Genomic DNA, 13075 nt, shown 5'->3' on the forward strand with positions numbered 1-13075 from the left:
ACCGCCGCAACATCGCACCGGGTTCCGCGTATCGGCTTTGCAACTCACCCGCATGCCTCCATGCGCTTGCCGGCTGATGGCGTTCGGCGCTGCTCGCGCCGGGCGCGGCGCGCAGCGGTCGTTTCCCGATAAGATGGCAGATTCCGTTCATCGAACGATGCCGCCATGACCGCCTCCTCCTCACACCGCAATCCCATCCACTGCGAAATCGATCTCGACGCACAAGGCAAGCACGCGGGCTACCTGCGGCTGCCGCATTCCGTACACCGCTCGGCGTACGGCTGGCTGCCGATCCCGATCGCGTCGATTCGCAACGGCGACGGCCCGGTCGCGCTCGTGATGGCCGGCAACCACGGCGACGAGTACGAAGGCCAGATCATCGTGTCGCAACTGATGCGCGAGATCGAGCCCGGGATGGTCAGCGGGCAGCTGATCCTGCTGCCGATGGCGAATTTCCCGGCGGCGGACGCGGGCCTGCGCGTGTCGCCGCTCGACCAGGGCAACCTGAACCGCAGCTTCCCCGGCGACCCGGCCGGCACGCCGACGCAGATGATCGCCCACTACATCGAGCATGTCCTGCTGGCGCGCTCGCAGTATCTGGTCGACCTGCACTCGGGCGGCAGCTCGCTGCTGTACCAGGGCGGCAACATGCTCGCGATCGACCCGCTCGACGCCGACGAAGCCGCGAAGCTCAACGGGCTGCTGGTCGCGTTCGGGTTGCAGAACGCGCTGCTGCACGCGCCGAATCCCGTGCACTCGGCCTCGGCCGCGCGCCGCCAGGGCGCGATCTCGATCGTGACCGAACTCGGCGGTGCCGGCATGGCCGACCCGTCGCTGATCCGGCTCGGTCGCCACGGGCTGCTGCACTACCTCGGTTACATCGGCCTGCTGCGCGGCGCGCTCGTGCCCGACGCGCCGCCCACCGTCACGCGCTTCATGCGTGTCGACGGCGATCGCCACTTCGTCTATGCGTACGAGCGCGGGCTGTACGAGCCGCTCGTCGAACTCGGCGACCAGGTGAAGGCCGGGCAACCGGCCGCGTGGGTGCACTTCCCCGATACGCCGCTGCGCGAGCCGGTGCTGCACCGCTTCAAGGGCGACGGCGAAGTGGTGTGCAAGCGCGTGCCCGCACAGGTGCAGCGCGGCGATTGCCTGTTCCAGCTGGCGGAGTTGTCGGCCCCGCCGAGCATCGGCCAGACGGCCTAAAACCGGATCCATCTCCTTTCCATGCGGTCTGCCAGTCATGGCGGACCGCATGCGCTCGCCATTAACCAACTTGACAAATTAACTTACTTGGTTAAGATCGCGAATGGAAAAGAGAAGGCCTCATTGCAAGCTGACCCTCGTCAAGGCGCTGGTCGAATCCGGCCAGGTACGGTTGACCGCGAGCGCGGTACTCGGCGCGCGGCAGCTGGGTTTCACGGAACGGGAGGCGCTCGATGTCGTGATGTCGCTGACCGACCTCGACTTCCACAAGAGCATGACGACGTACGCCGACCACACGATCTGGCAGGACGTCTACCGGCCGTTGACGGTGCGTGGCGACGTGTACCTGAAACTGACGGTGATCGACGATGTGCTGATCGTGTCTTTCAAGGAGCGATGAAAATGAAATGTCCTGCATGCGGTGCCGCGAAGCTCGTCCGCGACACGCGAGACATCCCTTATACCTACAAGGGCCGGTCGACTGTCGTCCGCGCTGTCACCGGCGAGTTCTGCCCGGCCTGCGGGGAATCGGTACTGGATCTCGACGAAGCGACCCGTCTCGGCGAAGCGATCAGCGAGTTCAACAAGCAGGTGAACGCCACCATCGTCGACCCGAATTACATCGCGAAGGTGCGCAAGAAGCTGAAGCTCGACCAGCGCGAGGCGGCCGAGCTTTTCGGCGGCGGCGTCAACGCGTTCTCCCGTTACGAAACAGGCAAGACGAATCCGCCGCTTGCCCTCGTGAAACTGCTGAAGATCCTCGATCGTCACCCCGATCTGCTCGCCGAAGTCCGGGCCGCATAGGCGCTCGCATGTCGGCATCGCGCAGGCGCGTGCATCGGCTTCGATGCATGCGCATGCCCCCCGTCATCGCCACCCCACTCCCGCTGCGAGCCTTCTGACGTCCGCCGCGAAATCCTTATCGAAATTGCTTCGTTCGCCTTTGCCGGCCGCGCCGCTAACGTGTTCAAAACGGCGGCGGCCCGCCATCTGCATCCCAGCAGGACACGCACCGGCCGCCGCCATCACGACAACCGCGTCGCGATAACGGAACAGACCGGACGGGCCGCGTGCCCGCACCCCGCCAGGAACGTCCGCATCGCGCGCCCTTCGCGATGCCCATGGCCACGACCGACCGCATCATCGACACGACGCCGCTCGACGTCCGCGCGCAACCGCTGATCGACGCACTGATCGACGAGTATTCGACCCGTTACAACGCGTATCGCCCCGACAGCCACGCGTCCGCACGCGAAGAGCTCGCGCGCTACCCGGCCGAACTGTTCGCGCCGCCCGAAGGCGCATTCGTGCTGCTGCTGCGCGACGGCGAGACGATCGGCGGCGGCGCGTTCAAGCGCTACGACGCGCAGACCGCCGAGCTCAAACGCATCTGGACCCGCGCGGACCTGCGCCGCCAGGGCCTCGCACGCATCATCGTGGAGGCACTCGAACTGCGCGCCGCGCAGCAGGGCTATCGCCGCATCTACCTGACTACCGGTTTTCGCCAGCCCGAGGCATGGGCGCTGTACGACCGCACCGGCTATACGCGGCTGTTCGATTCGTCGATCGCCCCCGAGGTGCATTACCACCTGCGGTTCGGCAAGGATCTCGCCGATCCGTCGCGCACGTCGACGCTGGCCGACCTGTGGGCGCCCGTGCCCGAACCGGCGCTGCCGCGCTGACCGCCGCCGCGCCCCCGCCTTCCTCCGATTACCGCTTGCCACCACAGGACGCTTTCATGCAACGAGCCGTACCGTTCTCTTCCCGTGCCGCGCGCACGCTGGCCACCGCGTTGATTGGCCTGACCGCGTTCGCCGCGGCCGCGGTCGCCGCCACGTTCGACTTGAGCCCCGAACAGCGCGGGCGCCCGCGCGGCGTGGCGGATGCGGCAGTCGAGCGCGCGGTGCCCGCGTCGTTCAAGTTCGCCGAACCCGGCACGCTGACGATCGGCATCGCACCGAGCCTGCCGCCGATCAGTTCGTATGCAACCGACGCTCGCACGGTGATCGGCTTCGACGCCGACGTCGGCCAGCTCGTGTCCGACAGCCTCGGCCGCAAGCTGAAGATCGTCGCGCTCGCGTGGGCCGACTGGCCGCTCGCGCTCGAATCCGGAAAAGTCGACGCGGTGATCTCGAACGTCACCGTCACCGAGGAACGCAAGCAGAAGTTCGATTTCTCGACCTACCGCAAGGACCAGGTCGGCTTCTACGTGCGCAACGACAGCAAGATCCAGGCGATCCGCGAGCCGAAGGACGTCGCGGGGCTGCGTGTCGTGACCGACGCCGGCACCAACCAGGAAAAGATCCTGCTCGCGTGGGACCGCGAGAACGTCGCGCACGGGCTGAAACCCGTGCAGATCCAGTACTACGACGACCAGGCGATGCGCATCGTCGCCGTGCAGTCGGGCCGTGCCGATGCCGTGTTCAGCGTGAACTCGGTGCTCGCGTACCAGAGCGCGCAGCAAGGCAAGACGCGGCTCGTCGGCGCAATCAGCGGCGGCTGGCCGCGCACGGCCGACATCGCGATCGCGACGCGCCGCGGCAGCGGGCTCGCCGATCCGCTGACCGTCGCGCTGAACGGGTTGATCAGGAACGGCCGCTACCAGCAGGTGCTCGACCGCTGGAACCTCGCGTCCGAGGCGATCGACCAGTCGCGCACGAATCCGCCCGGGCTGCCGAAGAGCTGAGCGCCACGCCCGCCCTTCGTCCCGTCACGCTCACTTCACGCTCACGCAGGAACGCCGCCCACCATGTCTTACTCGCTTTCGTTGCTGGACAAGAGTCCGATCGCCGACGGCGCGAACGCCGCCGACGCGCTGCGCTTCACCACGACGCTCGCGCAGCGCGCCGAACAGCTCGGCTACGAGCGCTTCTGGGTCGCCGAGCATCATGGCACGCAGGCCTTCGCGAGCTCCGCGCCGGAGATCGTCGTCGCGCACCTGCTCGCGCGCACGTCGCACATCCGCGTCGGCTCGGGCGGCGTGATGCTGCAGCACTACAGCCCGTTCAAGGTCGCCGAGACGTTCAAGGTACTGGCCGCGCTCGCGCCGGGCCGCGTCGACCTCGGCGTCGGCAAGGCGCCCGGCGGGTTGCCGCTGACCACGCGCGCACTGCAGTGGTTCCACGACAAGGCACGCAAGCCGGACTTCGCGGGCCAGCTCGCGGAACTCGACGCGTTTCTCGGCTGGGGCGTGGCCGAGGATCACCCGCTCGCCGGCGCGGTCGCGCTGCCCGTGCCGCCGCAGGCGCCCGAACGCATCCTGCTCGGCGGCTCGCCGGACAGCGGCGCGCTCGCCGCGCGCAACGGCTGGCGCTTCTGCTACGCGGGGCATTTCAACGGCGACGACGCGAACATCGAACGCTCGCTCGACGCGTACCGCAGCGCGGGCGGCACACGGCCGCTGGTCGCGCTGTATGCGGTGGCCGCGCCGACGCGCGACGAGGCCGAGCAACTGATCGGGCCGCTGAAGATCTTCAAGCTGCAACTCGCGGGCGGGCAGAGCTTCAACCTCCCCAGTGCGCAGGCGGCCGCCGAATTCGCGCGGCAGAGCGGCGCGTCCGACTACCGCATCGACGAGCTGCGCCCGACGGTGCTGGCCGATACCCCCGAGCGCGTGCACCGCGCGCTCGACGCGCTGAGCCGGCGGCTCGACGTCGACGCGTTCGTGATCGATTCGCCGGTGACCGACTACGCGGCGCGGCTCGCATCGGCCGAATGGCTCGGCGGCGCGCTGTCGGCCACGCCGTTGCAGGCGGCCCTCGCGGCCGACCGCTCCCTTTCCCCTGACCAGAACGCGTGACGCTCCCATGACGACCCGACGATCGATTCCTTTCGGCCTGATGCTGCAAGGCGCAGGCAGCCACATGAACGCATGGCGGCACCCGAGCAACCCGCCGGACGCGAGCATCAACCTCGATTTCGCGATCGGCATCGCCCGCAAGGCGGAGGCCGCCGGCATCGCCTTCGCGTTCGTCGCGGACGGCCTCTACATCAACGAGAAGTCGATCCCGCACTTCCTGAACCGCTTCGAGCCGCTGACCGTGCTGTCGGCGCTCGCGGTCGCGACGAAGAAGATCGGGCTCGCGGGCACGATCTCGACGTCGTACAGCGAGCCGTTCACGGTCGCCCGCCAGCTGGCGTCGCTCGATGCGATCAGCGGCGGGCGCGCGGGCTGGAACGTCGTGACGACGCCGCTCGAGGGCACCGCGAAGAACTTCGGCAAGGTGCATCCCGATCATGAGCTGCGCTACGAGATCGCCGACGAATACCTCGACGTCGTGCAGGGCCTGTGGGACAGCTGGGACGACGACGCATTCGTGCGCGACCGCGCGACCGGCCGCTTCTTCGATCGCGACAAGCTCCACACGCTCGACCACCACGGCCGCTTCTTCCAGGTCGCGGGCCCGCTGAACATCCAGCGGTCCCCGCAGGGGCAGCCGGTGATCTTCCAGGCCGGCTCCTCCGACACCGGCATCGGGCTCGCCGGAAAGTACGCGGATGCCGTGTTCACGCATTCGCCGTCGCTCGACGAAACGGCCGCGTTCACGCGGCGCGTGAAGCAGAGCGCGATCGAGCACGGCCGGCAAGGCAGCGACGTGAAGGTCTTCCCCGGCATCGGCCCGATCGTCGGCCGCACGGCCGCCGAGGCTGAGGAAAAATACCAGGCGATCCGCGACCTGCTGACGATCGACGAGGCGCTCGCCTACCTGGGCCGCTATTTCGATCACCACGATTTCACGCAGTACCCGCTCGACGCGCCGTTTCCGGAACTCGGCGAGCTCGGCCGCAACAGCTTCCGCTCGACCACCGACCGGATCAAGGCCGACGCGAAACAGAAAGGCCTGTCGCTGCGCGAGACGGCGCTCGCGGTCGCCACGCCGCGCCCGAACTTCATCGGCACGGCCGAGCACGTCGCCGACGAGCTGATCCGCTGGCACGACGCGGGCGCCGGCGACGGCTTCATCCTCGGCTTCGCGGTGCAGGCGCAAGGCGTCGACGATTTCGTCGAGCTCGTGATCCCGGCGCTCGAGGCGCGCGGCCGCTACAGCCGCGACCTGCCCGGCGCGACGCTGCGCGACCACCTCGGCCTGCCGCGCAAGGCAAGCCGTCACGCGGTGCCTGACGCGTCGCCCGAAACGGCGGCCGAAGCGCACGCCTGACACCCGCCGCCGCGCCGCCCGTGCGCGGCGCGTCCGCCCGACCGATTCGAGGATTTCCACCGACATGAGCGACACGACCCACCTCGGCGGCGCGCTGCCGCCGCTTTCTTCCCCCGGCGCGCGCGACGCCGGCACGCGTTTCCGGATCGTGCCCGCGCGCCACCGGTCGCGCACGGCCGGCACCGTGCTCGCCGTCGCGCTGATCGCGATCGTCCTGCATTCGATACTCGGCAACCCGCAATGGGGCTGGCCGGTGTTCGCCGAATGGTTCCTGTCGCCGCCGGTGCTGTCGGGGCTCGCACGCACGCTGGTGCTGACGCTGCTCGGCGCGGTGTTCGGCTTCGTGCTCGGCGCGTTCGTCGCGCTGGCCCGGCTGTCGCGTTCGCGGCTGCTGTCGGCGAGCGCGTGGGCCTTCGTGTGGCTGTTCCGCTCGATTCCGCTGATCGTGCTGCTGCTGATCCTGAACAACCTCGGCTACCTGTACGAGCATGTCCGGCTCGGCGTGCCGTTCACCAGCATCGTGTGGTTCGACACGCCGACCACCGACCTGATCAGCCCGTTCCTCGCGGCCGTGCTCGGTCTCACGCTGAACCACGCGGCATTTTCCGCGGAAGTGATTCGCGGCGGCATTCTCGCGGTCGACCAGGGGCAGCTCGAAGCGGCGGCCGCGCTCGGCCTGCCGCGCGGCCGCCAGACCACGCGGATCGTGCTGCCGCAGGCGATGCGCGCGATCCTGCCGACCGCGTTCAATGACCTGATCTCGCTCGCGAAAGGCACGTCGATGGTCTACGTGCTCGCGATGCCGGAGCTGTTCTATACGGTGCAGGTGATCTATCGCCGCAATCTCGAAGTGATTCCGCTGCTGATGGTCGCGACCGTCTGGTATCTGATCATCCTGACCGTGCTGTCGGCGATCCAGGTGCAGGTCGAGCGCCACTATGCGCGCGGCGCGCTGCGCAACCCGCCGCCGTCCGTCGTCACGTTCGCGCTCGCGCGCCTCGGCGTGCTGTGGCGGCGTGTCAGGTCCAGCCGCGATGATTCGCTCGTGCGCGCCGAAGGCGAGGCCGATACGGTAGCCGTCGCGCCACGCGCCGGCGGCGAAGTAGCCGTGCATGGCGTATCGAAGCAGTTCGGCATGCAGCGCGTGCTCGACAACGTCTCGTTCGTCGCGCCGCGCGGCAGCGTGACCGTGATCGTCGGGCCGTCGGGCTCGGGCAAGTCGACGCTGCTGCGCACGATCAACCATCTCGAACGCGTCGACGACGGCTTCATCGACATCGACGGCGAACTGATCGGCTATCGCCGCGACGGCGACGTGCTCTACGAGCTGAAGGAGCGCGACGTGCTGACACGGCGCACGGCCGTCGGGATGGTGTTCCAGAACTTCAACCTGTTCCCGCACCTGACGGTGCTCGAGAACCTGATCGAGGCACCGGTCGCCGTCGGCGGCGTCACGCGCGACGCCGCCGAGCGCATCGCCCGTACGTTGCTCGCTCGCGTCGGTCTCGCGGACAAGGCCGATGCCTATCCGCGCCAGCTCTCCGGCGGCCAGCAGCAGCGCGTCGCGATCGCGCGGGCACTCGCGTTGCGCCCGAAGGTGCTGCTGTTCGACGAACCGACTTCCGCGCTCGACCCGGAACTCGTGAACGAGGTGCTCGACGTGATCAAGGAACTCGCGCGCTCGGGCACGACGCTCGTGATCGTCACGCACGAGATCGGCTTCGCGCGCGAAGTCGCGGACAACGTGCTGTTCATGGAGCGCGGGCGCATCGTCGAATCCGGGCCGCCGGCCGTCGTGCTCGACGCGCCGACGCATGCGCGCACGCGCGCGTTCCTGTCGCGGGTGCTGTGATGCGCGCCGCTGCCGATTCCCGAGGGGCCGCACGATGACCGACCGACGCCAGTTCATGACCGCCGCGCTGGTCGCGGCAGCGGGCTTGCCGTGGCGCGCGGCGCATGCGGCCGCCGCGACGGCCGACCTCGACCCGCGCCAGGCGGGCCGCTTGCGTGCCGAACGCGACAACGCGGCGATCCGCGCGGCAGCCGGCTACCGCTGGGTGCACGACGGCGCATTCACGGTCGCGATTTCACCGCACGCGCCGCCCGTGTCGACCTACGCGACCGACGCGCGCACTGTGGTCGGCGCCGATCCCGACTATGCGCAGCTCGTCGCCGACGCGCTCGGCCGCACGCTCGTGCTGGTGCCGATCGCATGGGCCGACTGGCCGCTCGGTTTGACGTCCGGCAAGTACGACGCGGTGATCTCGAACGTCGGCGTGACCGAGAAGCGCAAGGAGAAATACGATTTCACGACCTACCGGCTCGGGCTGCACGGCTTCTACGTGCGCACCGGCAGCCCGATCGCAAAGATCGCCGAGCCGAAGGACATCGCCGGCCTGCGCATCATCACGGGCGCGGGGACGAGCCAGGAGCGCATCCTGCTCGAGTGGAACAAGCGCAACGTGGCGCAGGGGCTGAAGCCGGCCGAGCTGCAATATTTCGACGACGATGCGGCGGCGCGCGTCGCGCTGCTGTCGGGCCGCGCCGATGCCGAGCTGAACCCGAACGCGTCGCTCGCGTACGAGGCCGCGCGCACCGGCAAGATCCGCCGTGTCGGCGTCGTCAATGCGGGCTGGCCGGCCAACGCCGACGTGGCGATCGCGACGCGGCGCGGCAGCGGGCTCGCGCCCGCGCTGACGCTGGCGACGAACGCACTGATCGGCAGCGGCCGCTACGGACAGGCGCTCGCGCGCTGGGGTTTGCAGAGCGAGGCGATCGCGCGGGCGGAAACCAATCCGCCGGGATTGCCGTCGTTCTGAAGGCCATCGATACGTCGACCACCCGAATGACATCGCCCCGGCATCCCGCAACAGGAATGCCGGGGCGAATCGAAGCAGCCCTTGCGTCGCGACGACGCGATGCGCCTACGCGGACACCGCCGCGTGATGCCGGTCGAGCTCCGCGACCTGCGCATGAATCGCCGGAATCAGGTGGCGCCCGTAATCGAGCGCATCGTCGAGCGGATCGAACCCGCGAATCAGGAACGTCGATACGCCGAGCCGGTAATACGCCCCGAGCGCACGCGCGACCTGCTCGGGCGTGCCGACCAGCGCGGTCGAATTCCAGCGCGCGCCGGTCAGGTTCGCGACGCCCATCCACAGCCGCTCGTCGAGCACGTCGCCCTGCGCGGCGGCGGCCATCAGCCGTTGCGAGCCCGCGTTTTGCGGCGCATGGCCGTCGATCGGCTGGCCGTTCGCGAGCCGCGCCGCGCGCACGCGCTCGCGGATCGCCTCGGCCTTCTCCCACGCGGCCGCCTCGGTATCGGCGACGATCGGCCGGAACGACACGCTGATGCGCGGCGCACGCCCGAACGGCGCGGCGGCCGCATGCACCCGCGCGATCTGCTCGCGCACCGACGCGAGCGGCTCGCCCCACGTCATGTAGACATCGGCATGCTCGCCCGCCACCGCCAGCGCGGCCGGCGACGAGCCGCCGAAATAGATCGGCACATGCGGCCGTTGCGCGCCCTTCACGAGCGGCGACGCGCCGCGCAGCCGGTAGAACGGGCCATCGTGGTCGACCGGCGCGTCGGCCTGCCAGATCCGTTTCAGCACGTCGAGATACTCGCCGGTGCGGCGATAGCGCGCGTCGTGCGGCACGAAATCGCCGTCGCGCTGAAGATCGGCATCGTCGCCGCCCGACACGACGTTCAGCGCGAGCCGGCCGCCGCTGAACACGTCGAGCGTCGCGATCTGCCGCGCGGCGGCCGACGGCACGATCACGCCCGGCCGGTGCGCGAGCAGGATGCGGATGCGTTCGGTCGCGGCGGCCGCGAACGACGCGACGATGAAGCCGTCCGCCGCGTTGCTGAAATGGCCGACCAGGATCTGGTCGAAGCCGGCGGCCTCGTGCGCCTGCGCGAAGCGGCGCACGTAGTCGGGCTGGACGGCGGCGCCGCCCGGTACGTCGACCTCCGCGCCGGGCGTCGCGGTGATCATGCCGATGATGTCGACGGGCATGTCGATGGTCCTTCTCGTTGTCGATCGGAAATGGCTGCGCGTTGCCGCACGCTCACTGCGCGGCGGCCGTCTTCTGCGCGGGCGCGGCGAACGCGCCCGCATACGAGCGGTCGAGCAGCTTCGCCGTGTCGTACGCGGTCGGAATCACGCCGGCCTTGTGCAGGAAGTCGGCGGTGTTCTGCGCATCCTTCGCGGCCGTGTCGTCGACCGGGCCCACGCGCTGGTGCGCATTGTTGAGCCAGCGGTACGCGACGTCCGGCTCGAGCTTCGCGCGCTTCGCCCACAGGTCGGCATACTCGCGCGGATGGCTGTCGACCCATTGGCGCGCGGCCACCACGCGCTTCAGGAAATCGGTGATCTCGGCGCGCTTGCCCGTTGCGGCCTGCTCGTTCGCGGCGACGAAGCTCAGCGCGGGCATCAGCCCCTGCGCGGTCGTCACGGGCCGTGCGCCCTGCCGCAGCGCGAGCGTGCTGACGAACGGCTCCCACAGCGACACGGCGTCGACCGAGCCGTTCGCGAGCGCGTTGGTCGCATCGATCGGCATCAGGTACGCGTACTTGACGGAATCCGCGCGCAGGCCGGCGTGTTCGAGCGCGCGCAGCACGAGCTGCTGGCTCCACGCACCGCGCCAGACGGCAATGGTCTTGCCCTGCAGGTCGGCGACGGTGCGCACCGGCGAGTTCTTCGGCACGAGGATCGCAACGCCGTCGAGGCTCTGCCGCGACACCGCGACGACTTTCACCGGCGCGCCGCGCGCGGCCAGCGTGAGCAGCGCGGAATCGCCGAGGAAGCCGACGTCGATCGCATTGCCGTTCAGGCTCTCGGCGACGGGCGCGGCGGCCTGGAAGTGCTTCCACTCGATCGTGTAAGGCAGGTCCTTCAGCACGCCGGACGCCTCCATCGACGCCTGGATGTTGAAGTAGTTCTGTTCACCGACGCGCAGCGTGACGGTGTCTTTGGCCATGCCTGGCTGCGCGGCAAGCGCCAGCAAGAGTGCCGTGACGATTCGGCTCAGCAACGTGATCTCCCTGAAGGTTGGCGGGCGCCCGCGCGATGGCGGCGCTACGTGATCCGCCGTGCCCGGCGGCCGGCGGAACGGATGGAACCGGTGAAGATACGTCGATCCGCACCATGAAACAAACGCAATATTCTTCTATGCAAAGATGCAAATGTTTTATGACTCGGCCGGTATCGCCGGATGCCGCCCGCCGCCCGTCCGGGAACCCGGTTCGAATGAATCCTCGACAGATATTTCGTGCACGAAATAAATCCCGGACTATATTTCGCATACGAAATAACCATCCGGAACGAGGACGGCCATGACCTCCCAACCCATCGAGTTTTCCGCCGCCGACGGCTACGCGTTGCACGGCACGCTGTGGACGCCGGACGCGGCGCCGCGCGCGCTGGTGCTGATCCATCCGGCGACGGCCGTGCCGGAGCGGCTGTATGCGGGCTTCGCACGTTTCCTGACCGAGCGCGGTTTCGCGGCGCTCACCTACAACTATCGTGGCATCGGTGCATCGCGGCCCGCGCGCCTGGGTGCGCTGCGGGCCCGCATGCGCGACTGGATGGAGCTCGACGTGGGTGCCGCGACCGCGTGGGCACGGCAGGCGTATGAAGGGGTGCCGCTGCTGGCGGTCGGGCACAGCGTCGGCGGGCACGCGATCGGCCTGTCCGCCGCCACGCCGCACCTGCGCGCGGCCGTGCTCGTCGCCGCGCATGCGGGCAGCACGCGACTGATCACGCAGGCGGCCGAACGCCTGAAGGTGCGGCTGATCCTGCGTGTGCTCGGTCCGCTGATGTCGGCGCTGCTCGGCTACGTGCCCGGCAAGCGGCTCGGGCTCGGCGAAGACATGCCGGCCGGCGTGTTCCGCGAATGGAGCCGCTGGACGACGCTGCCGCACTATTTCTTCGACGATCCGACGCTCGGCGCGGCCGAGCGCTTCGCGAAGCAACGGTTGCCGATTCTTGCGCTCGGCTTCGACGACGATCCGTGGGCGAACCCGGCCGCGATCGGCCTGCTGGTAAGCTATCTGACCCGCGCGCAGGTCGAACGCCGCCAGATCGATCCGCGCGCGGCGGGCAGCGGCCCGGTCGGGCACATGGGCTTCTTTCGCAGTCGGCCCGGCACCGTGCTGTGGCCCGACGTGGCCGACTGGCTCGCGCGGGCACTCGACGCACCACGCACCGCGGGCCGTCCCTCCCTTTCCATTGCAGCCGGGAACCCAGCTTGAGCGAAGACCGACGACTGTTTTTCATGTTGAACATCGGCCAGCGGCGCGTGCAGCGCTGGATCGACCGCAAGGCCGAAACCGAGACGCGCGCGAGCGCCGCGCAGGCCGGTGCACTGTTCTGTCTCGCGAAGCAGGACGGCGCGCTGATCGGCGAAGTCGGCGCCGCGCTGCAGCTCGCGCCGTCCGCGATGACGGGCCTCGCCGACCGCATGGCAAAGGCCGGCCTCATCACGCGTCACGCCGATTCGGACGACGGCCGCGCAACGCGGCTGTACCTGACCGACGACGGCCAAGCGGCGCTCAAGCGCGCGCGCGTGCTGCTGCGCGAGCTGAACGGCAAGCTGTGCGACGGGTTTTCCGACGCCGAACTCGACGTCGTCGCGCGCTGGCTGCACGCGTTGCAGGATCGCTTTCCGGCCGAACGCTGAACCGCGCCGACGGCGCACCGCATCGG

The 13075-nt window shown here is 69.2% G+C and carries 13 protein-coding genes; 11 read left to right on the forward strand and 2 right to left on the reverse strand.

Going from position 1 to position 13075, the window contains the following annotated elements; all coding sequences use genetic code 11:
• Positions 1 to 165: 165 nt before the first annotated feature.
• The 9 genes from ACTJLD_RS12745 to ACTJLD_RS12785 all read left to right on the forward strand — a co-directional run bounded on the left by ACTJLD_RS12745 (position 166) and on the right by ACTJLD_RS12785 (position 9184).
• On the forward strand, positions 166 to 1206 hold the full coding sequence (locus tag ACTJLD_RS12745; protein ID WP_027791639.1) for a succinylglutamate desuccinylase/aspartoacylase family protein: 1041 nt from the start codon (positions 166 to 168) through the stop codon (positions 1204 to 1206).
• A 103-nt stretch (positions 1207 to 1309) separates the two neighbouring features.
• Positions 1310 to 1606 carry a type II toxin-antitoxin system MqsR family toxin gene (locus ACTJLD_RS12750; protein WP_060085317.1) on the forward strand — a complete coding sequence of 99 codons (297 nt, stop codon included), beginning with the start codon at positions 1310 to 1312 and terminating at the stop codon, positions 1604 to 1606.
• Positions 1607 to 1608: 2 nt separating this feature from the next.
• Positions 1609 to 2010, forward strand: a complete 402-nt coding sequence (locus ACTJLD_RS12755; RefSeq protein WP_027791641.1) for a type II toxin-antitoxin system MqsA family antitoxin — start codon at positions 1609 to 1611, stop codon at positions 2008 to 2010.
• Between the two features lie 317 nt (positions 2011 to 2327).
• Positions 2328 to 2888: a GNAT family N-acetyltransferase gene (locus tag ACTJLD_RS12760; RefSeq protein WP_027791642.1), complete on the forward strand. Its 561-nt coding sequence runs from the start codon at positions 2328 to 2330 to the stop codon at positions 2886 to 2888.
• 56 nt (positions 2889 to 2944) lie between these two features.
• Complete coding sequence (locus tag ACTJLD_RS12765) at positions 2945 to 3892, forward strand: ABC transporter substrate-binding protein (protein WP_322072363.1); 948 nt, start codon at positions 2945 to 2947, stop codon at positions 3890 to 3892.
• A gap of 63 nt (positions 3893 to 3955) precedes the next feature.
• Positions 3956 to 5005 carry an LLM class flavin-dependent oxidoreductase gene (locus ACTJLD_RS12770; protein WP_440658919.1) on the forward strand — a complete coding sequence of 350 codons (1050 nt, stop codon included), beginning with the start codon at positions 3956 to 3958 and terminating at the stop codon, positions 5003 to 5005.
• Positions 5006 to 5012: 7 nt separating this feature from the next.
• Positions 5013 to 6365: an LLM class flavin-dependent oxidoreductase gene (locus ACTJLD_RS12775; protein WP_027791645.1), complete on the forward strand. Its 1353-nt coding sequence runs from the start codon at positions 5013 to 5015 to the stop codon at positions 6363 to 6365.
• 64 nt (positions 6366 to 6429) lie between these two features.
• The gene (locus ACTJLD_RS12780) at positions 6430 to 8217 is read left to right on the forward strand and encodes an amino acid ABC transporter permease/ATP-binding protein (RefSeq protein WP_334047275.1); all 1788 of its coding nucleotides are present in this window, start codon (positions 6430 to 6432) and stop codon (positions 8215 to 8217) included.
• A 34-nt stretch (positions 8218 to 8251) separates the two neighbouring features.
• Positions 8252 to 9184, forward strand: a complete 933-nt coding sequence (locus ACTJLD_RS12785; RefSeq protein WP_440658920.1) for an ABC transporter substrate-binding protein — start codon at positions 8252 to 8254, stop codon at positions 9182 to 9184.
• A 105-nt stretch (positions 9185 to 9289) separates the two neighbouring features.
• Here ACTJLD_RS12785 and ACTJLD_RS12790 read toward each other — a convergent pair whose 3' ends face one another.
• The gene (locus ACTJLD_RS12790; protein ID WP_091919448.1) at positions 9290 to 10384 is read right to left on the reverse strand and encodes an LLM class flavin-dependent oxidoreductase; all 1095 of its coding nucleotides are present in this window, start codon (positions 10382 to 10384) and stop codon (positions 9290 to 9292) included.
• A 52-nt stretch (positions 10385 to 10436) separates the two neighbouring features.
• The gene (locus tag ACTJLD_RS12795; RefSeq protein WP_049117255.1) at positions 10437 to 11348 is read right to left on the reverse strand and encodes an ABC transporter substrate-binding protein; all 912 of its coding nucleotides are present in this window, start codon (positions 11346 to 11348) and stop codon (positions 10437 to 10439) included.
• A 355-nt stretch (positions 11349 to 11703) separates the two neighbouring features.
• On the opposite strand from ACTJLD_RS12795, the gene ACTJLD_RS12800 reads away from it, so the two are divergent.
• Together ACTJLD_RS12800 and ACTJLD_RS12805 are read left to right on the forward strand one after the other, a co-directional pair.
• Positions 11704 to 12621 carry an alpha/beta hydrolase family protein gene (locus tag ACTJLD_RS12800; RefSeq protein WP_440658921.1) on the forward strand — a complete coding sequence of 306 codons (918 nt, stop codon included), beginning with the start codon at positions 11704 to 11706 and terminating at the stop codon, positions 12619 to 12621.
• Entirely contained in the window at positions 12618 to 13049 is a 432-nt protein-coding gene (locus tag ACTJLD_RS12805) for a MarR family winged helix-turn-helix transcriptional regulator (RefSeq protein ID WP_027791650.1), read from the forward strand. The genes ACTJLD_RS12800 and ACTJLD_RS12805 overlap by 4 nt, the downstream gene beginning before the upstream one ends.
• Positions 13050 to 13075: the final 26 nt, after the last annotated feature.

This window comes from Burkholderia sp. 22088, assembly GCF_052045915.1.
GTDB classification, from domain to species: Bacteria; Pseudomonadota; Gammaproteobacteria; order Burkholderiales; family Burkholderiaceae; genus Burkholderia; species Burkholderia cepacia.

Excerpts from the sequence above, each read along its gene's own strand:
- ACTJLD_RS12745 (WP_027791639.1), top strand. The coding sequence starts at position 166 with ATGACCGCCTCCTCCTCACACCGCAATCCCATCCACTGCGAAATCGAT.
- ACTJLD_RS12750 (WP_060085317.1), top strand. The coding sequence starts at position 1,310 with ATGGAAAAGAGAAGGCCTCATTGCAAGCTGACCCTCGTCAAGGCGCTG.
- ACTJLD_RS12755 (WP_027791641.1), top strand. The coding sequence starts at position 1,609 with ATGAAATGTCCTGCATGCGGTGCCGCGAAGCTCGTCCGCGACACGCGA.
- ACTJLD_RS12760 (WP_027791642.1), top strand. The coding sequence starts at position 2,328 with ATGGCCACGACCGACCGCATCATCGACACGACGCCGCTCGACGTCCGC.
- ACTJLD_RS12765 (WP_322072363.1), top strand. The coding sequence starts at position 2,945 with ATGCAACGAGCCGTACCGTTCTCTTCCCGTGCCGCGCGCACGCTGGCC.
- ACTJLD_RS12770 (WP_440658919.1), top strand. The coding sequence starts at position 3,956 with ATGTCTTACTCGCTTTCGTTGCTGGACAAGAGTCCGATCGCCGACGGC.
- ACTJLD_RS12775 (WP_027791645.1), top strand. The coding sequence starts at position 5,013 with ATGACGACCCGACGATCGATTCCTTTCGGCCTGATGCTGCAAGGCGCA.
- ACTJLD_RS12780 (WP_334047275.1), top strand. The coding sequence starts at position 6,430 with ATGAGCGACACGACCCACCTCGGCGGCGCGCTGCCGCCGCTTTCTTCC.
- ACTJLD_RS12785 (WP_440658920.1), top strand. The coding sequence starts at position 8,252 with ATGACCGACCGACGCCAGTTCATGACCGCCGCGCTGGTCGCGGCAGCG.
- ACTJLD_RS12790 (WP_091919448.1), bottom strand. The coding sequence starts at position 10,384 with ATGCCCGTCGACATCATCGGCATGATCACCGCGACGCCCGGCGCGGAG.
- ACTJLD_RS12795 (WP_049117255.1), bottom strand. The coding sequence starts at position 11,348 with ATGGCCAAAGACACCGTCACGCTGCGCGTCGGTGAACAGAACTACTTC.
- ACTJLD_RS12800 (WP_440658921.1), top strand. The coding sequence starts at position 11,704 with ATGACCTCCCAACCCATCGAGTTTTCCGCCGCCGACGGCTACGCGTTG.